Genomic DNA, 26764 nt, shown 5'->3' with positions numbered 1-26764 from the left:
CGCCCCCTCCGGTCCCCGGCCCCGCGTGCCCGCCGCTCCCCCCGGCTGCACCGCGGGTCTTGTACCGCGGAGTGATCTGACCTAGCTTTGACTGTGTGACCAGATGTGAAATCTGGTCACACAGTCAGAGTGATGCGGCCCGGGAACGGAGGTCTGGATATGGTCTTCGCGTCAAGGCTGGTGAGCGCCCTCACCGGCGGCCCCCGTACCGAAGGAGCCGTACGTGTCCCCGTCCGCCGACCACCACTCCCAGGACCAGCCCGTGTCCGAACGCGACACCCGGGCCGAACGCATCCTCGACGCCGCCGAGGAGCTCATGGTGGCCTGGGGGCACCGCAAGACCACCATCGACGACGTCGCTCGCCGGGCGGGGGTCGGCAAGGGCACCGTCTACCTGCACTTCCCCACCAAGGAGCGGCTCTTCCTCACGGTGCTGCTACGCGCCCAGCACGACATGGTCGGCCGCCTCCTGGACCTGATCCGGCAGGACCCCCGGTCCGCCCGGCCGAGCGAGATCGCGCGCCACATCTACCTCCTCCAGTTCGAATCCCCCGTCGTCCACGCGCTCTACAACAACGGCAGCGACGAACTCAGCTCCTTCTCCCGCACCCTTCCGCAGCTGGTCAGGGACCTGACAGAGGCCCGGCAGAAGGCCCTGCGCGACTACTGGGACCTGCTGGAGGAACACGGGGTCCTGGGGCCGCAGCTCCCCGCCGACCAACGGTTCTACGCCTACTGCTCCACCGTCATGGGACACCTGCTCTCCGAACCCCTGCTCACCCAACAGGGCTTTCCCGTCCCCGAACGCACCGCCAGAGCCGATCTGGCCGCGCACAGCCTGCGCCTGCTCCTGGAGCAGGACGTGCCCGACTCGGCCATGCGGGCCACGCAGGCGGGGACCGTCGCGATCTTCACCGGACTCGAACAGCTCCTGACCGGCGAGATCGAGGAACAGAAACGCGTCAAGCGCAGCACGTAGACCCCACAAGGAGGGGCACATGCACACCGCCACACCCGTCACGGACCAGTCCCGCGGACCCGAACCCGTCAACATGCGCTCAGAGGAGTTCTCCTCGCGGCCACTGGAGGTCATCGAGCGGATCCGGGCCGCGGGCGGTTCCGCGCCGGTCCTGTTCGTCGACGGCCAGGCGGCGCGGGCCTTCGTCGACGATGCCGACGTGCGCGCCATCCTCAGTGACCGGCGGTTCGTCGTCGATCCCCAGAACGTGCCCGAGGGTCCCACCGGGGCCAGGCGATCCGACGCCATGGCGGCCCTGGGCCTGCGCCCCGACCTCATCACCTACCTCACCGAGTCGCTGCTGGACAAGGACGGCTCCGACCACGCCCGCCTGCGCAAACTCGTCTCCCGCACCTTCACCGTGCGACGCGTCAACGAGATGCGTCCGGGCGTCGAGCGGATCACCAACGACCTGCTGACGGCGCTCCCCGAACACGCGGACGAGGAGGGCGTGGTCGACCTGATCGAGCACTTCGCCTACCCGCTGCCCATCGCGGTCATCTGCGATCTCGTGGGGGTCCCCGTGGCGGACCGCCCGCAGTGGCACGCGTGGAGCCACCAGCTGGCCCGGTTCGACCCCGCCCGGCCCGAGGTGATGAACCGGGTGCTCGGCGAGATGATCGACCACATCGAGGCGATGATCGTCGAGCGCCGGGAGCACCCGCGTGGGGACCTCCTCGACGCGCTCGTGCGCGCACGGGACGAGGGCGGCGGGCGACTCTCCCAGGGCGAGCTGGTCACCCTGGTGTTCACGCTGGTCATCGCCGGTCACGAGACCACAGCCCACCTGTTGGGCAACGGAACCCGCGCGCTCCTGGAGCACCCGGACCAGCTCGCCCTGCTCCGGTCCGACCCCGGCCTGCTGCCCGCCGCGGTCCACGAGATGCTCCGCGTCGGGGGTACCGCCGTCACGGCAAAGGCCCGGTACGCCACGGAGGACGTCCAGCTCTCCCGTGGCACGTTGGCCGCCGGGGAGCGAGCGGTGGCGCTGGTCGCCGGGGCCAACCACGACCCGGACGTCCACCCCGATCCGCACCGGTTCGACGTCACCCGGCACCAGGGCAGGCCGGGCGAGGCCCACGTGGCCTTCGGACACGGCGCGCACTACTGCCTGGGCGCGGCCCTGGCCCGCCAGGAGGGGGAGGTCGCCGTCGGCGCCCTGTTCGCGGCCCACCCGGAACTCTCCTTGGTCCCGGGCCGACCGCCGGTGCGCGACACCGTCCCGGGGACGCTGCGGCTGAGGGAGCTCCCGGTCCGGCTCGGGCCCGCGTAGGCGTGACAGCCGCGCCGGAACGGCGCGAGGCCCCCGGCGCGTGTGCGTCGGGGGCCTCGGAACTCGGGTGCGGATCAGGCGTCGCAGCAGCCGCCAGCGGGGGCGGGCTCCTCCGGCGGAACACCGATCCTCGGCATGCCCAGGAGCACGTCCGGCTTGGTGACCTGTACCGGCCTGCCCTGACGGGCGTCCCAGGCATCACCGGCGCGCGTGCGGCGCAGGTGCCTGACGCCGGAGTCGGCGACGAGGTGGTGCGGGGCGGCGTAGGTGACCTCGACGGTGACCATGTCGCCCGGGCGCGGCTCCTCGGCGTCGCCCACGGCGAAGTGCACGAGGCGGTTGTCGGGGGCGCGGCCGGACAGGCGGCGGTGTGCGCCGTCCTTCTTCCCCTCTCCCTCGGAGACCATCAGCTCGACCTCACGGCCGACCAGCTTCTGGTTCTCCTCCCAGGAGATCTGGTCCTGGAGCTCGACCAGCCGCTGGTAGCGCTCCTTGACGACCTCCGGCGGGATCTGCCCGTCCATGGTGGCGGCAGGGGTGCCGGGGCGCTTGGAGTACTGGAAGGTGAACGCCATCGCGAACCGGGACTCGCGGACCACGTGCAGGGTCTGCTCGAAGTCCTCCTCGGTCTCACCGGGGAAGCCCACGATGATGTCCGTGGTGATGGCGGCGCGCGGCATCGCCGAGCGCACCTTGTCCACGATGCCGAGGAAGCGCTCCTGGCGGTAGGAACGACGCATGTCCTTGAGAACCTTGCTGGACCCGGACTGCAACGGCATGTGCAGCTGCGGCATCACGTTGGGCGTCTCGGCCATGGCCTCGATGACGTCGTCGGTGAAGTCGCGCGGGTGCGGGGAGGTGAAGCGGACCCGCTCCAGCCCCTCGATCTCACCGCAGGCGCGAAGCAGCTTGGAGAAGGCCTGACGGTCGCCGAACTCGCTGCCGTAGGCGTTGACGTTCTGTCCGAGCAGCGTCACCTCGGTGACGCCTTCGTCGACCAGGGCGCGGACCTCGGCGAGCACGTCGCCGGGACGCCGGTCCTTCTCCTTGCCCCGCAGCGCGGGCACGATGCAGAAGGTGCAGGTGTTGTTGCAGCCGACCGAGATCGACACCCAGGCCGCGTAGGCCGACTCGCGGCGGCTGGGCAGCGTGGACGGGAAGTGCTCCAGCGCCTCGGCGATCTCGACCTGCGCCTCGCGCTGGACGCGGGCGCGCTCCAGCAGGGTGGGCAGGGAGCCGATGTTGTGGGTGCCGAACACCACGTCCACCCAGGGGGCGCGGCGCACGATCTCCCCTCGGTCCTTCTGGGCGAGGCAGCCACCCACGGCGATCTGCATCCCGGGGTTGGCGTCCTTGACCGGGCGCAGGTGACCGAGGTTGCCGTAGAGGCGGTTGTCCGCGTTCTCACGGACCGCACAGGTGTTGAAGACGACGATGTCTGCGGTGGTGTCCTCAGCTGCGCGATCGTACCCAGCGTCCTCCAGCAGACCGGAGAGGCGCTCGGAGTCGTGGACGTTCATCTGGCAGCCGTAGGTCCGCACTTGGTAGGTACGACTCTGGCTCACCGTTCCAGGCTATCCGCTTCGCGGCGGCGCCCAGGACGCTCGCGCGTTGGCCGTTCCGGGCCCCGCCTCCGCCTCGCGCCGCAGGCCCCCGCGGTGGGCGCCAGCGGAGCGGATTCGGTCACCGGAGGCCGTTATGGACAGGGAGACGGTCCGGTTTACGGGAACGCGGCTTCCGGGTGATTTCCGTGGTGACGGCCCTGCCTTCATGGGGCTCCGGAGGTCGAAAGTCGGTTTCTGGAAATAGGGACGCTCCGTAACTCTCCCCGGCTCATCGTTCCAACCGACCGCGCCGGACTGTCAGCCTGACCTGGACGGACGATGTGTCCAGCAGGTTAATCGGGAGTCCTGACACCATCACCGAGAGTGACCAATGGAAACTCTGGAGAGTGGCTCCGCCACTCCGTGCGACAGTGGCCCACTTACACAACGAAATCGATAACGGTTTTGCGGATCACGCCGTAACAAGTCAGCTACTCCTGACTCAAGCAGCGTTTTCGGGATGACACGGCAACTTGGACCCATTAGGTTCCGATGCATGACTTCAACTCCTCTCGTCGTGCTGGAGAACGTCAACAAGCACTTCGGCGACCTGCACGTGCTCCGCGACATCGATCTGACGGTTAACTCCGGCGAGGTGGTAGTCGTCATCGGCCCGTCCGGGTCCGGCAAGTCGACGCTCTGCCGCACCATGAACCGGCTCGAGACGATCGACTCCGGTGTCATCTCCCTGGACGGCCAGCCCCTGCCCGCGGAGGGCCGTGGCCTGGCCAAGCTGCGCAGCGACGTGGGAATGGTGTTCCAGTCCTTCAACCTGTTCGCGCACAAGACCGTGCTCCAGAACGTGACGCTGGGCCCGATGAAGGTGCTCCGCAAGTCCAAGGCCGACGCCGAGGCCCGGGGGATGGAACTCCTCGACCGGGTCCGGATCGGCAACCAGGCGCACAAGTACCCCGCCCAGCTCTCGGGTGGTCAGCAGCAGCGCGTGGCCATCGCCCGTGCGCTGGCCATGAACCCGAAGGTGCTCCTCTTCGACGAGCCGACCTCCGCCCTGGACCCCGAGATGGTCCAGGAGGTCCTCGACGTCATGACCGACCTCGCCAGCGAGGGCATGACCATGGTCGTGGTCACGCACGAGATGGGCTTCGCCCGCCGTGCCGCCAACCGGGTCGTCTTCATGGCCGACGGCCAGATCGTCGAGGAGAACACCCCCGACGAGTTCTTCACCAATCCCCGGTCGGAGAGGGCCCAGGACTTCCTGTCGAAGATCCTGACCCACTAGAGCCCACCGGGCTCCCCGAGATCTTCGCGTTCTTCGCACGCAGCACCAAGGAAGAGGTACCCCACATGCGAGCACGTCGTTTCAACAGCCTCCTGGGCGGCGTCGCCGTCCTCGCCCTCGCTCTGACCGCCTGTGGCACCGCCGATGTCGGCGGCGACGGTGACGGTGGCAGCAGTGACGGCAACGGCGGCGGCGACACCATCACCATCGGTGTCAAGTACGACCAGCCGGGCCTGGGCCTGAGCGAGGGCGGCACCCCCGCCGGCTTCGACGTCGACGTCGCCACCTACATCGCCGGTGAGCTCGGCTACTCCCCGGAGCAGATCGAGTGGACCGAGGCGGCCTCCGCCAACCGTGAGTCCTTCCTCCAGCAGGGCACGGTCGACATGATCCTCGCGACCTACTCGATCACCGACGAGCGCCGCCAGGTCGTCGACTTCGGTGGCCCGTACTACGTCGCCAAGCAGGACATCCTGACCCAGGCTGACAACACGGACATCAACAGCCCCGAGGACCTCGACGGCAAGGTGCTGTGTTCGGCCTCCGGCTCCCGCTCGGCGAACAACATCACCGAGGACATGGAGATCGACGCCGAGCTGCGCGAGGCGGGCAACTACTCCGAGTGCCTGGAGCTGCTCAGCAACGGCACCGTCGACGCCGTCACCACGGACAACACCATCCTCGCGGGCTTCGCCGCCCAGAACCCCGACAGCTTCCGGATGGTGAACAACCCGTTCGGCGAGGAGATGTACGGCGTCGGTCTGCCCGCCGGCTCGACCGAGCGCTGCGAGGAGATCAACGAGGCCATCACCAAGATGTGGGATGACGGCACCGCCACCGAGTACCTCGAGGAGGCCTTCGGCGCGACCGACTTCGCCTACGAGGAGTCCGTCCCCGAGCTTGAGGCCTGCGCCTAAAACCGTCATCTGACCTTGTTCGGAAGGTGGGGCCGGGACAGCCCGGCCCCACCTTCCGAGCCTTGACCGGCTGGGACCTATGGAAGCCTTTCTCAGCAACATCGACAGGGTCGTCGACGGTTTCTCATGGACCGTCCGGCTCACCCTCTTCAGTGCCGTCTTCTCGTTCGTCCTCGGCATCCTGCTCACCGCGATGCGGGTCTCCCCCGTCCCGCTGCTGCGCGGTCTGTCGACCGCCTACGTCGAGGGCATCCGGAACTCGCCCCTGACCCTGGTCCTGCTCTTCTGCGGCCTCGGCCTCAACAGTGCCCTCGGGCTGAGCCTGGCCGACAGCGTGGCCTGGGACGTGTTCTGGTGGGCGGTCATCGGCCTGTCCGCCTACACCGCGTGCTTCGTGTCCGAATCGCTGCGCGCCGGGATCAACACCATCCCTCTGGGCCAGGTCGAGGCGGCCCGTTCCCTGGGTCTGACCTTCACCCAGAACCTGCGCCTGATCGTCATCCCGCAGGCGCTGCGCACCGTCGTCGGTCCGCTGGGCAGCGTGCTCATCGCGCTGACCAAGAACACCACCGTCGCCTCCGTCGCGGGGCTGGGCGTCCAGGAGGCGTCCCGGGAGATGAAGCTCATGTTCGACCAGGGCATCGCCCCGGTCCTGCCGACCTTCGTCGGATTCGCGATCGGGTTCCTGATCCTGACCCTGCCGATGGGTTACTTCTTCGGCTGGCTCGCCAAGCGAGTGGCGGTGGTCCGATGAGCGCGCAGGCCGTTCTCTTCGACGCTCCGGGGCCCAAGGCCCGGGTGCGCAACCTCGTCTACACGATCATCACCGTCGCCCTCGGGCTGGTCGGTCTGGCCGTGTTGTACCTGGGGTTCAACCGGACCCTGAGCGAGCGCGAGTCACCGCTGTTCTCGGCGCAGACCTGGGCCGTCAACCCGTCGGGCCAGTGGGCCGCAGACAAGTGGGAGCCCTTCCTCCGTCCCGAGACGTGGACCGGTTACGTCCTCCCCGGCCTCCAGAACACGCTGACCGCGGCGCTGACCGCCTCGGTGCTGGCGGTGCTGTTCGGCCTGGTCTTCGGTATCGGTCGTCTCTCCGAGCGCTGGTGGATCCGCGTCCCGGCCGGGGCCGTCGTGGAGTTCTTCCGCGGCATCCCGCTGCTGATGCTGATCTTCTTCACGATGGCGCTGCCCATCGTCGCCTGGCAGCTCTTCAACATCCCGACCGGGACCTTCCAGGTGACCGCGCTGGTCGCGGTGGTCACGGGCCTGACCCTGTACAACGGGTCGGTGCTCGCGGAGGTGTTCCGCGCGGGCATTTTGGCCGTGCCCAAGGGCCAGGCCGAGGCCGCGCAGTCCATCGGCATGAGCCGGACCCAGACGATGTGGACGATCCTCATCCCGCAGGCCATCACCTCGATGATGCCCGCGATCGTCGCGCAGCTGGTGGTCCTGCTCAAGGACTCCGCGCTGGGTTACATCATCGCCTTCCCGGAGCTGCTGCGTAGTTTCACGCTGGTGGCCACCCGGGAGAGCAACGTGATCCCCGCGGCGATCATCTGCGCGTTGATCTACATCATGATCAACCTGTCGCTGAGCCGGTTCGCAATCTGGTTGGAGCGCCGCAACGCCCGTCGGGGCAGGCCCTCCGCCAAGGCGACGGCGGCGGGCGGCGCGCCCACCGACGTGGCGGGCGTGACCGCAGTTCCCGGCGGCCAGCCCGTGACCGGCGGAGCAACGGCCCAGCCCGGGGCGGACTTCGTCGTGATCGAGACCGAGGAGGACTCCGAAAGGGGCGAATCCGATCCGCGTCCCGAGTCCGGTGACGGCGGTTCCGGATCCCACGGGGACTCCGGCTCCGGCGGGGACTCCGGCTCCGGTGGTGGATCCGGTTCCGGTGGCGACTCCGGCTCCGGTAGCGACGGGGGTTCGAGCTCGTAACGAGCCCCTGGGAACACCCGCGCGACGGCCCCGTGGACGCACTCCGAGTGCGCTCCGCGGGGCCGTCGCCGTTGGTACCACCCGCGGCTCACACGCGTTCGGGCTCGCCACCGGTGTCGTCGAACGTTCTCGCCGCTGTCGACGTTGCCCTGCCCGTGTGGCGGCGGCGCCGTCTGTCCACAGGCGGGCCCTTCGGGACTGCACACGAAGGCCATGGAGCACTAAGGTCGACATGTCATCTGATCACACCCACGACCCTTCCTGAGCGGGACATGTCTGAACTGTCGAGCCCCCACGGCTCCTGGCCATCACCCATCAGTGCCGGTGACGTCGCCCGAGGAGTGCGCCAGATGGCGTATCCCTCCGTCCTGGGCGACGAGGTCTGGTGGGAGGAGTACCGACCAGCCGAGGAGGGCCGCACCACGCTCGTGCGCCGTGACGCGGACGGCACCGTGCGCGATCTGCTGCCCGCACCGTGGAACGTGGGCACGCGGGTGCACGAGTACGGCGGCCGTTCCCATCTCCCCGTCCCCCGCCGTGACGACAAGGCCATCGCCCGTGTGGGCGTGGTCTTCGCCAACTCCGAGGACCAGCGGCTCTACCTGCTCGAACGCGGGGCCAAGGACCCCGTCCCGCTGACCCCCGAACCCGCCTCCCCCGGGGCTCTGCGGTACGCCGACCCGGCGCTGGGCGCCGACGGCAAACAGCTCCTGTGCGTGCGGGAACAGCACGTCGACGGCACCGTGCGCCGTTCCATCGTGACGGTTCCGCTCTCGGGCCGGGGCGCCCACGACCCGTCCGCGATCCGCGAGCTGGTCTCCGGAGCGCACTTCTACGCCTCCCCCACGGTCTCGCCGGACGGCACCCATCTGGCCTACGTGCGGTGGAACCACCCGAGGATGCCCTGGGACGGCACGGAGCTGCGGGTGGGCGACCTCACCGAGGACGGGCTGATCGGCGAGTACACGCTCAAGGGCGGGGTGGACGAGTCCGTGCTCGCCCCCGTCTGGTCTGACGACTCCACGCTGTACCTGGCCTCGGACTGGCCCGGCTTCTGGAACCTGTATCAGGCCGGGCTGAAGGGACAGGCCATCGCCCTGTACCCGGCCGAGGAGGAGTTCCACTCCCCGCCGTGGCGTCTGGGCGACCGCTGTTTCCGCCTGCTGGACGACGGACGGATCGTGACCCTGCACGGCGACACCGCGATGCGGCCGAGCGTGTACGACCCCGACACCCTGGACCTGGAGCCGGTCACCACCGAGCTGACCTCGTGGTCGCACCTGGACTCGGACGGCACCAGCGTGGTGGCCATCGCGGCCTCCGCGGACACCGCCGGGTGCCTGGTGCGGCTCGACCCGGACCGCCGTACCGTCGAGGTGCTGGTGCGCGGCGCCGAGGAACCCGTCGACCCCGCCTACCTTCCCGTCCCCCGCCAGGAGACGCTGCCCGGCCGCTACGGGGCGACGGTGCACGCCAACGTGTACCCGCCCACCAACCCCGAGGTCTCCTCGGAGGGGCCAGCGCCCTACGTGGTGTGGGCGCACGGCGGGCCGGTGGGGCAGGCCACGCGCTCCTTGGACCTGGTCAAGGCCTACTTCACCAGCCGTGGGATCGGCATCGTGGACGTGGACTACGGCGGTTCCACGGGCTACGGGCGCTCCTACCGCAAGCGCCTGCACAAGCAGTGGGGTGCGGTGGACGTCGAGGACTGCACCGCGGCCGCTCGGGCCCTGGTGGATCGTGGCCTGGCCGACCCCGAGCGCCTGGCGATCCGGGGCCCGAGCGCGGGCGGCCTCACCGCCCTGCTCGCCCTGACCGGTGACACCTTCGCCTGCGGGGTGTCGTACTTCGGTGTCGCGGACCTGCTGGGCCTGGTCAAGACCACCCACGACTTCGAGTCACGTTTCACGGACACGCTGGTCGGGACCCTGCCGGGGTTCGTGGAGACCTACCGGGAGCGGTCGCCGATCAACCGGATCAGTGAGATCGGGGTCCCCGTCCTCCTGCTCCAGGGGTTGGAGGACAAGGTGGTCACCCCGGACCAGGCGAGCCGCATGGCCGTTGGGCTGAGCAGGCGCCAGGTGCCCCACGCGCTGCTGGAGTTCGAGGGTGAGGCGCACGGATTCCGGTCCGAGGCCGCGCGCGTGCGCTCCCTGGAGGCGGAGCTGGCCTTCTACGCGGGAGTGTTCGGTTTCGCGCCGGACGTGGCCCCGCTGGAACTCACCACCGATCCCCCCGAACCGCGCGCAGAGGAACCGGAGGTCGACATCCCCGTCGCGGAGCAGCTTCCCGAGGTGACCCCGGAGGCCGGTGTGACCGCCGGGACCGGTGAGCCCGTGGTCAGGGAGCACACGGAGCCGTCCTGAGCCCCCGAGGAGCTCGACCGGTGCGGGAGTGCCTGGTCGGGCCTGATCAGACCCGCGGGGTGTTCGCCGCCGCCCTGCCGGGGTGGGGCCCGTCAGGGAGCCGTGCGCACACGGCCACCTCGGCGATCACCGGTCGAGGCGGGCCAACAGGTGGGCGTCAAGGAAGCCCCGCTCGGAGGCCGGATCATGGATGAGCCGGGCGACCACGGTGAGACCAGCCTCGGCCAGCAGTTCGGCGAACCGTTCCACAGGCCAGCTGTGGGCGGGGGTCACCTTGTGGTCGAAGCGAACCGGCTCGGGTCCGTCGGTGGCGAAGAACGAGACCAGGAGCAGACCCCCGGGCGCCAGGACCCGCACCTGCTCGTCCAGGAGCGCCGGCAGTTCCCCGGGCGGGGTGTGGATCACGGAGTAGTGGGCCAGAACACCGCCGAGCGCGCCGTCCTCGACCGGCAGGGTCTCCATCCGCGCCTGCTCGAACCGCAGGGACGGGTACGTCCGCCGTGCGTGGTCGACCATGGCGGAGGAGAGGTCCAGCCCGAAGGCGTCCAGACCCAGTTCGCGCAGCATGGCCGTCAGGTGTCCGGGCCCACACCCGACGTCGGCCGCCAGCGGGTTCCCCGTCCCGCGCACCAGTTCGGCGAAGGTGCCGATCATGTTCCGCGAGAACGGCTGTGACTCCAACCGTCCCGCGAACATCGACGCGTACAGCTCGACGACCCCGTCGTAGGCGGCCCTGGTCTCTTCCTGGTGTTCCGTCACAGAAGAGGAAGCTAGCATCCGCGTGCGTGCACGGCGCCCGGGGCCGAAGCGGCCCTGCCCGCCTGCGGCCCGGGTGGGGCAGAGTTGGCTGAGTGGGCGCTAGAGGTCGGGGTGGTCCGGGTCGGCCTCCAGGCCTTCCTGTTCCATCTCCTCGCGGACGATGCGGTAGGACAGGCCCCCCGGGTAGCCCTTGCGTGCCAGGACGCCCAGGGCACGGCGGATGCGGGCCTCCTTCTCCCTGCTTCGGCTCCCGCGCAGGCTCTTGCGGGCCAGCACGCGGGCGGCCTCCTGCTCGTCCTCGTCACTGACCTCGGCGACCGCCTCACGGACGGTCTCCTCCTCCACCCCCCGGGTGCGCAGCTCCTGGGTCAGGGCACGGCGGGACAGGTGCCTGCCGTACTGCCGGGAGGTGACCCAGGCCTGGGCGAAGGCGGCGTCGTCGATCAGTCCGGCCTCATCGAGGCCGTTGAGGACCCCCTCCACCACCTCGTCCGGGTACTCCCTGCGGTGCAGGGAGCGCTCCAGCTGGGCGCGGGTGCGCGGGGAGTGGGTGAGCATCCGCAGGACCAGGTTCCTGGCCTTGTTCTCGAGGTCCGCTCCGGGCTGCCCGCCCGGAGCGGTCTCCTCGTCGGCGCTCACCGGATCGGCCTCGGCCGGTCCGGTGCGGTCGGGTGACCGGCGCCGCTCACGCATCCGGGGCGGCGGCCTTGGTGGTCTTGGCCGCGACGCGCTTGGCCGGGGCCTTGGGCTCCTCGGCCTTGACCGGGTCGGCCTTGGGCTCGGCGGGGCTGGAGGCGCTGGAGGCGCTGTCGTCACCCTGTCCGGGGATGCCCAGCTTCTCCTTGATCTTCTTCTCGATCTCCTTGGCCACGTCCACGTTCTCGCGCAGGAAGTTGCGGGCGTTCTCCTTGCCCTGCCCGAGCTGGGTGCCGTCGTAGGTGTACCAGGCGCCGGACTTGCGCACGATGGCGTGCTCGACGCCCAGGTCGATGAGGCTGCCCTCGCGGGAGACGCCGACACCGTAGAGGATGTCGAACTCCGCCTGCTTGAAGGGCGGAGCGACCTTGTTCTTGACGACCTTGACGCGGGTGCGGTTGCCGACCGCGTCGGTGCCGTCCTTGAGCGTCTCGATGCGGCGCACGTCCAGGCGGACCGAGGCGTAGAACTTCAGCGCCTTGCCACCGGTGGTGGTCTCCGGCGAGCCGAACATGACGCCGACCTTCTCGCGGAGCTGGTTGATGAAGATCGCGGTGGTGCCGGTGGTGTGCAGGGCACCGGCGATCTTGCGCAGCGCCTGGGACATGAGCCGGGCCTGGAGGCCGACGTGGCTGTCGCCCATCTCGCCCTCGATCTCGGCGCGGGGCACCAGGGCCGCCACGGAGTCGATCACGATGATCGAGACGGCGCCGGAGCGGATGAGCATGTCGACGATCTCCAGCGCCTGCTCACCGGTGTCCGGCTGCGACAGGAGGAGGTTGTCGGTGTCGACGCCGATCTTCTTGGCGTACTCGGGGTCGAGCGCGTGCTCGGCGTCGACGAAGGCGGCGATGCCGCCCATCTTCTGGGCGCTGGCCACCGCGTGCAGGGCGACGGTGGTCTTACCGCTGGACTCGGGGCCGTAGATCTCGACGACCCGGCCCTTGGGCAGGCCTCCGATGCCCAGGGCGACGTCCAGCGCGATGGCGCCGGTGGGGATCGCCTCGATCGGCGGACGGTCGTCGTCCCCCAGCCGCATGACGGAGCCCTTGCCGAACTGCCGCTCGATCTGCGCGAGCGCTGTTTCGAGAGCCTTGTCTCGGTCTCCAGATGCCACGGGATTCCCCTGTTGGGTTGATGCCTTTTTCTTCATGATGCGCATGACGCTACGCGGTCGCTACGACAATCGCGACGCTCGACGTCCGCCCACCGAGAACCCAGAGTACCCGAACTCATGTTCGAAATCCGGTACGAACCCCTGGCGTCCCGGTTTTTACGTGTGCTTGGGGAAGGTCGGCTCAGCGGACGGAGGCGGGAAGGTCGAACGCGTCACACACGGCCCGCCACACCTCCTTGGCCGAGGTCCCGTCGGCCAGCGCCTGGTTGACCGTGCGGGAGCCGAGCTTCTCGATGACGTAGTCCTTGGCCAGGCTGTCCGCGTAGGCCTCGCCGAACTGGGCGTGCATGTTGTGCCAGAAAACAGTGAGTCTCATCGGCCCCAGTATGGGTGACCGGAGGGAGCCGCTGGGCCTCGTCCACAGGACGAGTTCCGCCGGTCCGCGGTCCCGGGTGTCCTGCGGCGATCTGTCGGACCCCTTGGGCAGACTGGTGCGATGAGCGGAGCGACCGATCCCCTGGCACCCTTCGGCACGGCGACCCGGGCCTGGTTCGGTCGGGCCTTCCCGGACGGGCCCACGGCCGCACAGACCGAGGCCTGGCGGACGGTCGCCTCCGGCAGGGACACGCTGGTGGTGGCGCCGACCGGGTCGGGCAAGACGCTGTCGGCCTTCCTGTGGTCCCTGGACCGGCTCACCCACGCCCCGGTGCCGACGGATCGCTCGAAGCGCTGCCGGGTCCTGTACGTGTCGCCGCTCAAGGCGCTGGCTGTGGACGTGGAGCGCAACCTCCGCCAGCCGCTCGCGGGGATCGCCGCGGCCGCCGAGGGCGGTGGGGAGGTCCTGTCACCGGTCACCGTGGGGGTGCGCACCGGCGACACCCCCGCCCAGGAGCGGCGCCGGATGGCGACCCACCCCCCGGACGTCCTCATCACCACGCCCGAGTCCCTCTTCCTCGTCCTGACCTCCAGGGCCCGTGAGGGCCTCTCCGGGGTGGAGACGGTCATCGTGGACGAGGTGCACGCCCTGGCCGGGACCAAGCGCGGCGCCCACCTGGCGCTGAGCCTGGAGCGCCTGTCCGCCCTGGTGGACCGCCCGGCCCAGCGGATCGGCCTGTCCGCCACGGTGCGTCCGCGGGAGACCGTCGCCGCCTACCTGAGCGGCACCGGTGGGGGATCCGCCGGAACCGGTGGCGCCGTGATCGTGGCGCCGCCGGACACCCCCCGCATGGACCTGCGCGTGGAGGCGTCCGTACCCGACCTCGACGAACCCGGGAGCCCGGCCGCCACGGCCGAGGGCCTGCCCCCGGACCCGCGCGCGGGCAACACCATGAGCCGGGGCTCGGTCTGGCCGCACATGGAGCGCCGGGTGCTGGATCTGGTCGAGGCCAACCGCTCCACCATCGTGTTCACCAACGGCCGTCGCACCGCCGAGAAGCTGTGCGCCCGGCTCAACGACCTCCACGCCGAACGCGTCGACGGCGGCCTCCCCGACGAGGAGGTGGCCGCGCAGGTGATCGGCCAGTCCGAGCAGAGCCGGGGCGGTGACCCGGTGATCGCGCGCGCCCACCACGGGTCCGTGTCCAAGGCCGAGCGGGAGCTCATCGAGGACGACCTCAAGGCGGGGCGGCTGCGGTGTGTGGTGGCCACCTCCAGCCTCGAACTCGGGGTGGACATGGGGGCGGTGGACCTGGTGGTGCAGGTGGCCGCTCCCCCGTCGGTGGCCAGTGGCCTCCAGCGGGTCGGCCGCGCGGGCCACCAGGTGGGTGAGACCTCCCGCGGGGTGTTCCTTCCGCAGTACCGGGGCGACCTGCTGGCGACCACCGTGGTGACCGAACGCATGCGCGCGGGCGGGATCGAACGGCTGGAGATGCCGCGCGACCCCCTGGACGTGTTGTCGCAGCAGGTCGTGGCCATGGTGGCGATGGACGACTGGACGGTGCCCGGGCTCGCCGCGCTGGTGCGACGCGCGGCGCCCTTCGCGGACCTGAGCGACGCGGTGCTGGAGTCGGTGCTGGACATGCTGTCCGGCCGCTACCCCTCGGACGAGTTCGCCGAGCTGCGCCCACGCCTGGTGTGGGACCGAGGCGAGGACGTGCTGCGGTCGCGGCCGGGCGCCCAGCGGCTGGCGGTGATCAGCGGCGGCACCATCCCCGACCGGGGCATGTACGGGGTGCACCTGGCCTCGGAGTCGACGAGCAGGGCACCGACCCGAGTCGGTGAGCTGGACGAGGAGATGGTGTACGAGTCGCGGGTGGGCGACGTGTTCGTGCTGGGCTCGACCTCGTGGCGGATCGAGGCGATCACCGCCGACCGCGTGATGGTCTCCCCCGCCCCCGGACGGCCGGGCCGGATGCCGTTCTGGAAGGCGGACGCGCTCGGACGCCCGGCCGAACTGGGCCGTGCGGTGGGCGCGATGACCCGTGAACTGGCCGAACGCGACCAGGTGGCAGGGCGTGAGCTGGCCACGGCCGCCGGGCTTGACGACTGGGCCGCCGACAACCTCGTGGAGTACGTGGCCGACCAACGTGAGGCGACCGGCAGCGTGCCGGACGACCGAACAGTGGTGATCGAGCGCTTCCGCGACCAGGTGGGCGACTGGAGGGCGGTGGTGCACTCACCGCTGGGGGCCCGGGTGCACGCGCCGTGGGCGCTGGCGATCGCCGGGCGGGCCCGGGAACGGTTCGGGACGGACGCCCAGGTGGTGCACGGTGACGACGGGATCGTGCTGCGGCTGCCGGACGTGGAGTCGGGCGGCATCCTGCGGGCGGGTGAGCTGGCCGACCTGGTGTCGTTGGACCCGGAGACCGTGGAGGCCGTGGTCACCGACGAGCTCACCGGGTCGGCGCTGTTCGCGTCCCGGTTCCGTGAGTGCGCCGCGCGGGCGCTGCTGTTGCCCCGGCAGCGCCCGGACCGGCGGATGCCGTTGTGGCAGCAGCGGTTGCGGGCCCAGCACCTGTTGTCGGTGGCGGGCCGCTACGGGTCGTTCCCGATCGTGTTGGAGACGGTGCGCGAGTGTCTGCGGGACGTGTTCGACGTGCCCGCGCTGGCGGAGGTGCTCACTGACGTCCGGGCGCGTCGGATGAGGGTGGTGGAGGTGGAGACCCCGCAGGCCTCGCCCTTCGCCCGGTCACTGCTGATGGAGTACACGGCGGCGTTCCTGTACGAGGGTGACGCCCCCGCCGCCGAGTTGCGCGCGCAGGCCCTCACCCTGGACGCGTCGCTGTTGGCGGACCTGCTGGGCAGCGCGGACCTGCGGGAGCTGCTGGACCCGGAGGTGGTGGAGCAGACCGACGCCCTGTTGCAGCGGACCGCCGCACCGGTGCGGGACTTGGAGGGTGCGGCCGACCTGTTGCGGGAGGTGGGGCCGCTGACCACCGCCGAGGCGGACGAGCGGGGTGCGCTGCGGGAGTGGCTGGCCGAGTTGGAGGGCGCCGGTCGCGTGGTGCGGATGCGGGTGGCCGGGGCCGAGCGGTGGTGCGCGGTGGAGGACACGGCCCGGCTCCGCGACGCCCTGGGTGCCGTGCCCCCGCCCGGGGTCCCGGAGGTGTTCCTGGAACCGGTGGCGGAGCCGGTGGTGGACCTGGTGTCGCGGTACGCGCGCACGCACGCGCCGTTCACCTCGGCGCAGGCGGCCGGGCGGCTGGGACTGGGCCGTGAGGTGGTGGAGGGCGCCCTGCGGGAGCTGTCCGGGCGCGGCAGGGTGGCCCGGGGCGGGTTCCGGCCCGGAGGCAGCGGTACCGAGTGGTGCGACGACGACGTGCTGCGCCGTCTGCGACGGGGTTCGGTCGCCCGGTTGCGCAGGGAGGTCGAGCCGGTCGAGCCCGGGGCGCTGGCCCGGTTCGCGCCGCTGTGGCAGCGGGCGGTTCCCGACGCGCGGCTGCGGGGACCCGACGCGGTGTTCGAGGCGGTGGAGTCGCTACGCGGTGCCCCGTTGGTGGCCTCGTCCCTGGAGTCGACGGTGCTGGCCGCCCGGGTGGAGGGTTACGCCCCCGTGGCCCTGGACTCGCTCACCCAGGCCGGGGAGGTCGTGTGGGCGGGGACCGGGGCGCTGCCGGGTGAGGACGGCTGGTTGACGCTGGTCCCGGCGGACGAGGCGTCACTGCTGCTGCCCGATCCCGTCCCGCCGGAGGAGGGCTCGCTCGCCGAGACCGTCCTGGGTGTGCTGCGGGAGGGCGGGGCGCTGTTCTTCCGGGACGTGTCCGACCGTGTCGCCCGTGCTCTGGGCGGGGCGGTGGTCTCCGACGCGGACCTGGTGGCGGCCGTGTGGCGGCTGGTGTGGGCGGGGTGCGTCACCAACGACACCCTGGCCCCGCTGCGTGCCGTGCTGGGGGCCGGCCCCGTCACGCGGCGCGGCTCCTCCCGGGCCAGGAGACGCCCGGTCATGCCCACGCGGTCCGGTCCTCCCACAGCTGCGGGTCGCTGGTCGGCCCTGCCGGCGCCCGACCCGGACCCGACCCGCCGCACGCTGGCTCGGGTGGAGGCGCGGCTCGAACGCGACGGGATCCTGCTCAAGGGACAGCAGGGTCGGGGCATCTCCTCGGACGAGTACCGGGTGCTGCGCTCCATGGAGGAGGCGGGTCGGGTACGCCGGGGCTACTTCGTGGAGGGGTTGGGCGGTGCGCAGTTCGCGCTGCCCGGCGCGGTGGACCGGCTGCGGGCGCTGTCCGGTGAGGAGCCCGGCGGACCGACGCCGCCCGTGGTGCTGGCCGCCACGGACCCCGCCAACCCGTTCGGCGCCGCGTTGTCCTGGCCCGCGGGTTCGGCGGGTGTGGAGGCGTCCCACCGGCCGGGCCGCGTGGCGGGCGCGCTGGTGGTCCTGGACGGCGGTCGGCTGACCCTGTTCGTGGGCCGGGGCGGCCGGTCGGTTCTGACCTTCGGTTCCACCCCGGCGCTGCTGGAGCGGGCGGCCCGCAGGGTGGCGGAGCTGGTGCTCTCGGGCGCGGTGGAGTCGTTGACGGTGGAACGCGCGGACGGCGCGGAGGTGTTCGGCACCCCGGTGGACACGGCCCTGGTCTCGGCCGGGTTCCACGTCACTCCGAAGGGGCTGCGGCTGCGGCGGTGAGCCCGGAGGAATCCACTGGCCGAAGGGGCGGGTGATGCGCGAGGATCACCTCGATCGCTCGAACCCGCGCGCAGGAGGTGGCCTTGCCACTCGTCATCCGTCCCATGGGCCCCGAGGACACCGACGCCCTGGTGGAGGTGTCCCTGGCAGCGGACACACTGTTCGCCGAGGCCGGGCTCGACCTCCCGCCGGACGACCCCAGGGAGATGCTCGACCACGTGGAGCGGGTCCTGGTGGCCGTCACCGACCAGGGCGTGTGTGGCCTGGCCGCCACGGTCACCCTGGACGACGCCGTCCACCTCGAACAGCTCGCCGTCCACCCCGACCACGGTCGGCGCGGGATCGGAGGGGCGCTCCTGGAGACCGTCTGCACCCGCGCGCGGGAGGACGGGCACACACGGGTCACCCTCACCACCTTCCGGGACCTGCCCTGGAACGGCCCCTGGTACGAGCGCCGGGGCTTCGAGGAGCTGCCACAAGCCGGGTGGGGTCCCGATCTGGAGCGACAGTGGCAGGCCGAGGAGCGGGCGGGGATCACGGTCCGCCCCAGGATCGCGATGGTGCGGCCGCTCGGGGACGGCTGACGGGCGGCGGGTCCGCGACCGCCCCCGGGACGGCACCCTTCGTATTCGTCCCGCTTCGCGGTTTTGAGAGAATGGGTCCATGCACCCCACCGATCCCCCGGACCCCTCGGGCCCCACCGCGAACCTCAACCAACCCTCCCCGCGCGGGTCGGTCGGTCGTTACACGTTCCTGGGGGAACTGGGCAGCGGGGCCATGGGCACGGTGTGGCGCGCCCACGACACCGGGCTGAACCGGGAGGTCGCGGTCAAGGAGGTCCACCTCCCCCACGACATGCCCCCGCGTGAGCGTGAGCGCGCCCGCGCCCGGATGGTGCGCGAGGCCCAGGCGGCGGCTCGTGTCTCCCACCCCTCGGTGGTGACCGTGCACGACGTCCTGGACGAGGGCGGGGTCACCTACATCGTCATGGAGCTGCTGGACGGTGAGTCGCTGCGGGAGCGGCTCAGGCGCGCGGGTCCCCTGCCCGAGGCGGAGGTCGAGCGGATCGCCCGTCCCCTGCTGGGCGCCCTGTGGGCCGCCCACCGGGCCGGGGTGATCCACCGCGACGTCAAGCCCGCCAACATCATGCTGAGCGAGGGCGGCGCCCGACCGGTCCTGACCGACTTCGGCATCGCCAACCTGCCCGACCACGAGGGAACGGCCCTGACCGGTACCGGGACGATCCTCGGCACGGCCGCCTACGCGGCCCCCGAACGGCTGGAGGACGACGAGACCAGCGCGGTCTCGGACCTGTGGAGCCTGGGCGCCACCCTGTTCGCGGCGCTGGCCGGGGATTCCCCGTTCAAGCGGGACACGCTCACCTCGACCCTCACCGCGGTGCTCACGCAGCCCGTCCCGCAGGTGCCCGCCCGTGGCCCGCTGGCCGCCGTGGTGAACGGGCTGTTGGTGCGGGACCCCCGGCGACGACTGCTCCCGGAGCAGGCGTTGGCGCTGCTCGACTCGCACGCTTCCGGCCCCCATACGCCCCCCGTGCGCCAGGCGCCGCCAGTTCCGTCTCCGACTCCCCCGGTGGCCCGCCCACGGCGTTCCCGTGCTCCGCTGTGGATCGGCGCCGCCGCGCTCGCGGCCCTGCTGGTGATGGGTGTTCTCACCCTCCCGGCTCTGCTGAACGACGGGTACGGCCCCGAGGCGGGGAGCGCGTCCCCGGAGGAACCGGCACCCGAGCCGAGCGACGCCCCCTCGGACTCCGCGTCCGACGACGCCCCCGACCACCTCTCCGACGACGCTCCCGAGGGTTTCGCCCGCCTCAGCGACGGCGTGGTCGAACTCGTCATGCCGCAGGACTGGGTGGTGCGCGACGGGGACTTCCAGGGCGGCGGCGAGTCGGCCACCCGCCTCTCGTCCTACGAGCTGGAGATCGGGGAGGAGGACGCGACCGCCACGGTCATCGCCACCGAATACGACTTCCTGGTCCGCGACGCCGAGGGCTCCATGGTGCGGATGGAGGAGCTGCTCCAGGAGGACGAGGAGTTCAGCGACGTCCGACAGCAGCGGTTGGAGACCGAGGAGCTGGGGGCCGGCGTCCGGAGCGCCGTCTACGAGGTGCTGTTCCGTCACGAGGAACGTGACTCCCCGGAGCGGTGGATGTTCACCCGCGAGATCAGCGACGACAACCGGGGGATCGCCTACCGGATCAGCTTCAACTTCCCGGCGGACCTCCGTGGCGACCACCAGGACGAGTTCCAGGCGGTGATCGACTCCTTCGGGCCCGACACCGACCAGGACTGACACCCGGGGGCCGTCGCTCCCGGGGCTGGCACCGCTGGCGCGGCGCGTCCGCGCGCCCCGGCGGGTGAGGGTGCCGGGGCGCGCGGACGGGTGACGGGATTCAGACCGTGGAGGAGAAGACCTCGTCGCGGGCGCGCTCCAGAGCGTGCAGGAGGGCGCCCCGCACCACCGGACTGCCCTCGACGGTGCCCATGGCCACCTCGGTGACGTTGGGCGCTATCCGGGCGGTGGCCGCCTGGACCCGCTCGGCGAGCCTGGGGCCGCCCGCCTTGGCGACGTCGCCGCCCAGGACCACCAGCCCCGGGTCGATGATCACGCTCACCGCCGCCACGCCCCGGGCCAGCCTGTCGGCGAAGGCGTCGAGGAAGGCATCGCTCTCGGGAGTGTCGCTGCCCGAAGCTGCCGCCACGACCTCGGTGACGTCGTCACCGGGGATACCGTGCTCGGCGGCGAGCTGGACCACCTGCTTGGCCTTGACCAGCGCCTGGAAGCCGTGCGGCAGCTCCCGGTCGCCTTGGGCCGCAAGCGAGTCGTACCCTCCGGACAGACCGACGTCGACCGGCATGGGGGCGCCGGGCACCGGCAGGTAGCCGATCTCCCCCGCGCCTCCGGAGCGGCCCCGGAGGATGCGGCCGTCGATCATCGTGGACATGCCGACCCCGCCAGCCGCGCTGAGCCAGATCAGCACGAACTCGTCCACGCCCTCGGCCGCGCCCTCGGAGTACTCGGCCAGCGCGGCCAGGTTCACGTCGTTCTCCAGCATGACCGAGCGCTTGAGGTCGGTGCGCAGGGCCTCCAGGACCCCCTCGTGCCAGGACATGAGGTCGAAGGAGAAGCGGATGTCGCCGGTGCGCGGATCGACCACGCCGGGAGTGCCGATCACACACGCGCGGACCTTGTCGAGTGGGACCTCCGCGGTCTCGGCCAACCTCATCACCGCGGTGTGCACCAGGGCGACGGGGTCGTCGGAGGCACTGGGGTCGACCGTGACGTCACTGATGATCCGGCCGGTGATGTCGGCGATCGTGGCGGTGACCCGCCCCGCGCTGACGTCGAGGGCCGCCACGTAGGCGCTCTCCGGAACGACCGCGTAGAGGGCCGCGTTGGGCCCCCTGCCCCCGGCCTGGCTGCCGACGACCCGGACGAGGTCGCGTTCCTCCAGGCGGGAGAGAAGCTGGGACGCAGTCACCTTGGACAGGCCCGTCCTCGTTCCGAGTTGGGTCCTCGTGAGCGGACCGCCGGACAAGAGGAGTTCCAGTGCCGCGCGATCGTTGAGCTGGCGCAGCAGCCGGGGAGTCCCCGGACGTTGAGACATAACCGTGACACCTCACCCTGTTTTTATTAGGAAAGTTTCCTGTTAATTTAGCTGACAACCTCACAGGAGGTCACGTCCCGGCAGGTCCGAGGCAGTGTTCGGGCCACCGGTACCCGCGCCGGCGGGGCGGCCACAACCAGTGCTGTCCCAGCACACCCCCCATAAGAGACGTCGAGGCGCCCGGGTCCGTTCATGATCCCAGGTCGTTTCGAGCACAGGCGCCGAGCCCCGGCGACGTGCGAAGGGAGATACGTTCACATGAGGTTCCCCAAGATCGCTCTGGCCTCGGCCGTGGTGATGCTCGCGGCCGCCTGCGGCAGTGGCGACGGCAACTCTTCCGGCGAGACCCCCGATTCCCTGACCGTGTGGGTCATGGGCACCTCCCAGGACGAGCTGGTCGCCTACTTCGAGGAGGCGGAGAGCCGTTTCCAGGAGCAGTACCCGGACACCTCCGTCAACGTCGAGTTCATCCCGTGGGGCGACGCCCAGGAGTCGATCACCAACGCCATCGCGGGCGGTGACGCTCCCGACGTCCTCGAGGTCGGCAACGACCAGGTCTCCAACTGGGCGTCCCAGGGCGCCCTGCTCGACATCGGCGGCCACGTCGACGAGTGGGCCCCCGCCGCCGACATGGACCAGGAGGCCCTGGAGTACGGCACCTACAACGGCGTCCAGTACGGCATCCCGTGGTTCTCCGGTGTGCGCACCCTGTACTACCGCGCCGACTGGCTCCAGGAGATCGGCCACGAGGCCCCCGAGACCTGGGACGAGCTGATCGAGGTCTCCGAGGCCATCGAGGAGGAGTACGACGTCCCCGGTTTCGCCGCGCCCACCGACTTCACCAACGGCATCGCGAGCTTCATCTGGGGCAACGGCGGTGAGATCGCCGAGCAGGACGGCGAGGAGTGGACCGGCAGGCTCACCGACCCCGCCACCGTCGAGGCCGTCGAGTTCTACGCCGGTCTCACCACGGACGGTATCTCCCCGCAGAGCTACGTCGGTGAGACCGAGCTGGTCGCGCTGGCCGACATCGCCAACAGCCAGCTCGGCATGTACATCGACGGCGGCTGGGCGCTGGGCTCCATGGAGGAGCAGGCCGAGGACCCCGAGGTCCTGGACAACATCGCCTCCGCCCCGATCCCCGGCGCCGACGGCATCGCCCCGGTCTTCGCGGGCGGTTCGGCCCTGACCGTCTTCGGTCTCACCTCGTACCCGGACGAGGCCTTCGACCTGCTCGGCGTCCTGGGTGACCAGGAGGGCGGCAAGGCCTACGCCGACGTCGCGGGCTTCTTCCCGGCCTACCCGGAGCTGCTCGAGGCGGACGAGTACCAGAACGACCCCGCCCGCTCGGCCGCGGCCACCAGCATGCAGAACACGCGCTTCTTCCCCAGCACCCCGCGCTGGAACGCCGCCGACCTGGACAACAAGATCCTGCCCGGCGCCGTGCTCGACATCGTTCGGGGCGGCGACCCCGAGGAGGTCCTGGAAGGCGCCAACGAGCAGCTGACCACGATCCTCAACGAGCCGGTCGAGTAGGAAGCCCCTCCCTTCTGTGCACAGCCGTGGGGGGTGGGCGCGGCGCCCGCGCCCGCCCCCCACGGTCGAACCCGCCCCGATTGAGAAGCCGATGCCGAGAACCGTCGACAAAGCGTCAGCCGAACCGGACGACGCCGTAGGTCAGGCCCCCGCCCGAACCAGGCGGCCGAAGCCCATCCCGTACCTGCTCATCATCCCGTCGGTGATCCTGCTCGCGGTCGTCCTGCTCTGGCCGATCGTGCAGATGGTCTGGTACTCGTTCACGAGTTTCACCACCCGCAACCTGATGCCCAACCAGCCGGGTCCGGAGTGGAACAACTTCGCTCACTACCAGAGCCTGCTCACCGACCCCTCGTTCTGGTCGATCCTGCGCAACACGGTCGTCGTCTGCGTCCTGATGGTCGGCATCACCATGGTGCTGGGGACGCTCATCGGCATCCTGCTGCACAAGCTGCCCAAGTGGTTCTCCACCTTCGTGGCCATCGGCATGATGCTCGCCTGGTCCACACCGGCTCTGAGCGCGTCGCTGGTCTTCCGGTGGCTGTTCCTGCCCGAGCGCGGCCTGGTCAACGTCGTCCTCGACCGCCTCCCGAACTGGCTGGTCGGCGACGGATGGCTCCAGTACAACTGGTTCCTCGAACCGCTCTCGCTGTTCAGCATCCTCATCATGGTGATCGTCTGGCAGTCGTTCCCGTTCGTCGCGGTGTCGGTGCTCGCGGGGCTCAAGAGCATCCCGTCCGAGCTCTACGAAGCCGCCCGGATGGACGGCGCGAACGCCTGGAAGTCGTTCTGGAACGTCACCTTCCCGATGCTCCGGCCGCTGTTCGCGCTGCTGCTGGTCCTCCAGATCATCTGGGACCTGCGCGTGTTCACGCAGCTGTACATCCTGGCGAACAGCTTCCAGAACAAGGACGTCTACCTGCTCTCCTACTACATCTACCAGCAGGGGTTCAGCGCCAGCCCGGCCAACTACGGCATGGGTTCCGCCATCGCGGTGGTCATGACCGTCATGATCCTCGCCGTCACCGCGTACTACCTGCGCATCATGATCCGCCAGGGGGAGACCCGATGACCGCCGTCGACAAGACAGTCCGGACCACGACCGCCGCCGCCACCCACGGCTCCTCGTCCGGTGGTTCCAACGGCCCCGGGAGCCCGCGGCGCGTCCACCGCCGCAGCCCGCTGCGCCGCCTGCGCGACCTCCCCCTGTACCTGGCCGGGATCGCCGTCTTCGTGTTCTCGGTCTTCCCCGTCTACTGGATGGTCTCGACGGCCTTCAAGCCGACCGGCGAGATCTTCACGCGGGACCAGCGGCTGTTCCCCCAGGCGCCCACGCTCGACCACTTCGACCGGGTGATCAACGGCCAGCTGATCCCCGGGGTGAGCTTCGGGACCTTCCTCGCCAACAGCCTCCTGGTCACCCTCGGCGCCGTGACCATGGGGGCCCTGTTCTCCCTGCTGGCGGCGGTGGCCGTCGCCAGGTTCCGGTTCAAGCTCCGCTCCGCCTTCATCATGCTGCTCATCGTCATCCAGATGGTGCCGATGGAAGCGATGATCATCTCGATCTTCATCAACTTCCGGTCGCTCTCGGAAGCCACCGGCCTGCAACTGCTCGGCAACCTCTCCGGGCTGCTGATCGTCTACACCGCGGTGTCCCTGCCGATCACCATCCTGATGCTGCGGGGCTTCGTCGCCGCGGTCCCCAAGGAGCTGGAGGAGGCCGCGGCCATCGACGGCGCCAGCGGCTGGACCATCTTCTGGCGCATCCTCATGCCGCTCGTCGCACCCGGTCTGGTCGCCGCCAGCATCTTCGCGTTCATCACGGCGTGGAACGAGTTCATCGTCGCCCTGACCTTCCTCGGCCGGAGCACGGACAACTACACGCTGCCGCTGACCCTCTCGTACTACTTCGGCCGATTCGGCACGGAGTGGGGTCCGATCATGGCCGCCTCGACACTGCTGACCATCCCGGTGATGATCTTCTTCCTCTTCGTCCAGCGCCGCATGGTCTCCGGCCTGACCATGGGGGCTGTCAAGGGCTGACCGCCCGACACCACCGCCGTCACACCACACCATCCCCGCTACGCGTCTGCCCTCCCATGGGCACCCTTGCTCACCGAACGGAGTTCGTCATGCCGCACGACCCGACCCTGGAGCGTCTGGCCAACGCCACGCTGCTGGTGCCCTTCGAGTCCCTCCATGCCCCCCGATGGATCCTGGACGGGCTGGCGGACGGGATCTCCGGCGTCTGTCTCTTCCACAACAACCTGGAGAGCCCCGAGCAGGTCACCGCCCTCAACGCGAGCCTGTGCGAGGCCACGGACACCCCGCTGATCTCCCTGGACGAGGAGGGCGGTGACGTCACCCGCATCGGCCAGGCCCGGGGCAGCGACTACCCCGGCAACGCCGCCCTGGGCGCGGTGGACGACCCCGACCTCACCCGGGCCACCCTGCGCGCGCTGGGCCAGCAGCTCTCCGGCCTGGGCTTCAACCTGGACCTGGCCCCCTCGGTGGACGTCAACGTCGCCGACGACAACCCGGTGATCGGCACCCGTTCCTTCGGGGCCGACGCCGAGCTGGTCGCCCGCCACGCCGCCGCCTCCGTGCGGGGCCTCCAGGAGGCCGGGGTGGCCGCGTGCGCCAAGCACTTCCCCGGCCACGGCGCCACCTCCCAGGACTCGCACCACACCCTGCCCCGTGTGGAGGCCGACGCGGCCCTGCTGCACCGTCGCGAACTGCTGCCGTTCCGGGCCGCCATCGACGCCGGTGTCCGCTCCATCCTGACCGCGCACATCGAGCTGCCCGGTCTGGGCGGCGGCGACGGCCCCGCCACCCTCAACCAGGCCGTGCTCAACGACCTGCTGCGCGGCGAACTCGGGTTCGACGGGGTCGTGGTCAGCGACGCCATGGACATGCGCGGGGTCAGCGGTGAGATCGGTATCCCCGAGGCCAGCGTGCTCGCCGTGGCCGCCGGGTGCGACCTCCTGTGCCTGGGCCGGTTCGTGTACGCCGACCAGGTCGCGCAGGTCCGCACGGCGCTGGTCGAGGCCGTCGGGGACGGACGCCTGTCCGGCGAGCGTTTGGAGGAGGCTGCGGACCGCAACGCCCGACTGCGCCAGTGGATCAGGAGTTCGGCGGAGAACCGCGCGGACTCCGGGGACACCGAGCGGGTCGGTCTGACCGGGGCCCGTCGCGCCACCCGTGTGGACGGCGACATCCCGCCGCTGGAGAACCCCTACGTGGTCGAAGTGGACGCCCCCGCCGGTGTGGCCGTCGGCGACGTGCCGTGGGGCCTGGGCCCGTGGTTCAGCGACACCGTCCGGGTCACACCCGAGGCCGACGAGCCCGCCGCCGTGCTGGCCGCCGCCTCCGACCGGGACCTGGTCGTCGTGGTGCGCGACGCCCACCGGTACCCGACCGCCCAGGCGTTCGTCAACGCCCTGCTCAGCGCCCGCCCGAAGGCCGTGGTGGTGGAGATGGGCCTGCCCATCTGGCGCCCCGACTGCAGCGCCTACGTGAGCACCTACGGCGCCGCCCACGTCAACGGGCTCAGCGCCGCCGAGCTCCTGGGCTCCACTGGTGCGCTGGAGGCCGCCGGGTAGGACGACCGTCC

20 protein-coding genes are annotated in these 26764 nt (G+C 70.7%); 14 read left to right on the top strand and 6 right to left on the bottom strand.

Features of this window, described 5'->3' with window-relative positions; genetic code table 11:
- Positions 1 to 223 precede the first annotated feature (223 nt).
- Both ADX84_RS11045 and ADX84_RS11040 read left to right on the top strand, forming a co-directional pair.
- Positions 224 to 979, top strand: coding sequence for a TetR/AcrR family transcriptional regulator (locus tag ADX84_RS11045; RefSeq protein WP_049571685.1), 756 nt, complete (start codon positions 224 to 226; stop codon positions 977 to 979).
- A 19-nt stretch (positions 980 to 998) separates the two neighbouring features.
- Entirely contained in the window at positions 999 to 2291 is a 1293-nt protein-coding gene (locus ADX84_RS11040) for a cytochrome P450 (protein ID WP_049571683.1), read from the top strand.
- 74 nt (positions 2292 to 2365) lie between these two features.
- On the opposite strand, the gene miaB is transcribed toward ADX84_RS11040, so the two are convergent.
- Positions 2366 to 3832 carry a tRNA (N6-isopentenyl adenosine(37)-C2)-methylthiotransferase MiaB gene (miaB, locus tag ADX84_RS11035; RefSeq protein ID WP_255352564.1) on the bottom strand — a complete coding sequence of 489 codons (1467 nt, stop codon included), beginning with the start codon at positions 3830 to 3832 and terminating at the stop codon, positions 2366 to 2368.
- Positions 3833 to 4391: 559 nt separating this feature from the next.
- Here miaB and ADX84_RS11030 point away from each other — a divergent pair.
- The 5 genes from ADX84_RS11030 (at position 4392) to ADX84_RS11010 (ending at position 10356) form a co-directional block, all read left to right on the top strand.
- The gene (locus tag ADX84_RS11030; protein ID WP_026129572.1) at positions 4392 to 5135 is read left to right on the top strand and encodes an amino acid ABC transporter ATP-binding protein; all 744 of its coding nucleotides are present in this window, start codon (positions 4392 to 4394) and stop codon (positions 5133 to 5135) included.
- 65 nt (positions 5136 to 5200) lie between these two features.
- The gene (locus tag ADX84_RS11025; RefSeq protein ID WP_049571679.1) at positions 5201 to 6052 is read left to right on the top strand and encodes a glutamate ABC transporter substrate-binding protein; all 852 of its coding nucleotides are present in this window, start codon (positions 5201 to 5203) and stop codon (positions 6050 to 6052) included.
- A gap of 79 nt (positions 6053 to 6131) precedes the next feature.
- Positions 6132 to 6806, top strand: coding sequence for an amino acid ABC transporter permease (locus ADX84_RS11020; protein ID WP_049571675.1), 675 nt, complete (start codon positions 6132 to 6134; stop codon positions 6804 to 6806).
- The gene (locus tag ADX84_RS11015; protein WP_049571670.1) at positions 6803 to 7990 is read left to right on the top strand and encodes an amino acid ABC transporter permease; all 1188 of its coding nucleotides are present in this window, start codon (positions 6803 to 6805) and stop codon (positions 7988 to 7990) included. The genes ADX84_RS11020 and ADX84_RS11015 overlap by 4 nt, the downstream gene beginning before the upstream one ends.
- Positions 7991 to 8262: 272 nt before the next feature.
- Positions 8263 to 10356 (top strand): prolyl oligopeptidase family serine peptidase, encoded by a 2094-nt coding sequence (locus ADX84_RS11010; protein WP_049571667.1) that lies wholly within the window; start codon positions 8263 to 8265, stop codon positions 10354 to 10356.
- Between the two features lie 126 nt (positions 10357 to 10482).
- Here ADX84_RS11010 and ADX84_RS11005 read toward each other — a convergent pair whose 3' ends face one another.
- The 4 genes from ADX84_RS11005 to ADX84_RS25385 form a co-directional block, all read right to left on the bottom strand.
- Positions 10483 to 11115 (bottom strand): class I SAM-dependent methyltransferase, encoded by a 633-nt coding sequence (locus ADX84_RS11005; RefSeq protein WP_049571663.1) that lies wholly within the window; start codon positions 11113 to 11115, stop codon positions 10483 to 10485.
- Positions 11116 to 11214: 99 nt separating this feature from the next.
- Complete coding sequence (locus ADX84_RS11000) at positions 11215 to 11808, bottom strand: regulatory protein RecX (protein WP_049571660.1); 594 nt, start codon at positions 11806 to 11808, stop codon at positions 11215 to 11217.
- Positions 11801 to 12928, bottom strand: a complete 1128-nt coding sequence (gene recA, locus ADX84_RS10995; protein ID WP_049571657.1) for a recombinase RecA — start codon at positions 12926 to 12928, stop codon at positions 11801 to 11803. The genes ADX84_RS11000 and recA overlap by 8 nt, the downstream gene beginning before the upstream one ends.
- 181 nt (positions 12929 to 13109) lie before the next feature.
- The gene (locus tag ADX84_RS25385) at positions 13110 to 13304 is read right to left on the bottom strand and encodes a DUF3046 domain-containing protein (protein ID WP_026129574.1); all 195 of its coding nucleotides are present in this window, start codon (positions 13302 to 13304) and stop codon (positions 13110 to 13112) included.
- Positions 13305 to 13424: 120 nt separating this feature from the next.
- Between ADX84_RS25385 and ADX84_RS10990 the strand changes: the two genes are divergently transcribed.
- From ADX84_RS10990 to ADX84_RS26305, 3 genes are all read left to right on the top strand, one after another.
- Positions 13425 to 17990: an ATP-dependent helicase gene (locus tag ADX84_RS10990; protein WP_049571654.1), complete on the top strand. Its 4566-nt coding sequence runs from the start codon at positions 13425 to 13427 to the stop codon at positions 17988 to 17990.
- A 104-nt stretch (positions 17991 to 18094) separates the two neighbouring features.
- On the top strand, positions 18095 to 18574 hold the full coding sequence (locus ADX84_RS10985) for a GNAT family N-acetyltransferase (RefSeq protein ID WP_049571651.1): 480 nt from the start codon (positions 18095 to 18097) through the stop codon (positions 18572 to 18574).
- Between the two features lie 79 nt (positions 18575 to 18653).
- Positions 18654 to 20300 (top strand): serine/threonine-protein kinase, encoded by a 1647-nt coding sequence (locus tag ADX84_RS26305; RefSeq protein ID WP_053107282.1) that lies wholly within the window; start codon positions 18654 to 18656, stop codon positions 20298 to 20300.
- 100 nt (positions 20301 to 20400) lie between these two features.
- Here the strand turns inward: ADX84_RS26305 and ADX84_RS10975 are convergent, their stop codons facing one another.
- Entirely contained in the window at positions 20401 to 21615 is a 1215-nt protein-coding gene (locus tag ADX84_RS10975) for an ROK family transcriptional regulator (protein ID WP_049571646.1), read from the bottom strand.
- 258 nt (positions 21616 to 21873) lie between these two features.
- Here ADX84_RS10975 and ADX84_RS10970 point away from each other — a divergent pair, with 258 nt between their 5' ends.
- From ADX84_RS10970 to ADX84_RS10955, 4 genes are all read left to right on the top strand, one after another.
- On the top strand, positions 21874 to 23151 hold the full coding sequence (locus ADX84_RS10970) for an extracellular solute-binding protein (protein WP_049571644.1): 1278 nt from the start codon (positions 21874 to 21876) through the stop codon (positions 23149 to 23151).
- Positions 23152 to 23242: 91 nt separating this feature from the next.
- Positions 23243 to 24223 (top strand): carbohydrate ABC transporter permease, encoded by a 981-nt coding sequence (locus tag ADX84_RS10965; protein WP_049571641.1) that lies wholly within the window; start codon positions 23243 to 23245, stop codon positions 24221 to 24223.
- On the top strand, positions 24220 to 25194 hold the full coding sequence (locus ADX84_RS10960; RefSeq protein WP_049571638.1) for a carbohydrate ABC transporter permease: 975 nt from the start codon (positions 24220 to 24222) through the stop codon (positions 25192 to 25194). Before ADX84_RS10965 ends, ADX84_RS10960 begins: the two co-directional genes overlap by 4 nt.
- 89 nt (positions 25195 to 25283) lie before the next feature.
- Positions 25284 to 26753 (top strand): glycoside hydrolase family 3 protein, encoded by a 1470-nt coding sequence (locus tag ADX84_RS10955; RefSeq protein WP_049571635.1) that lies wholly within the window; start codon positions 25284 to 25286, stop codon positions 26751 to 26753.
- The last annotated feature ends 11 nt before the right edge of the window (positions 26754 to 26764 follow it).

Origin of the sequence: Nocardiopsis sp. SBT366 (assembly GCF_001083815.1) — a bacterium.
Classification (GTDB): Bacteria; Actinomycetota; Actinomycetes; order Streptosporangiales; family Streptosporangiaceae; genus Nocardiopsis; species Nocardiopsis prasina.
The sequence above is the reverse complement of the archived record's forward strand: the minus strand, read 5'-3'. Positions and strand labels throughout refer to the sequence as shown.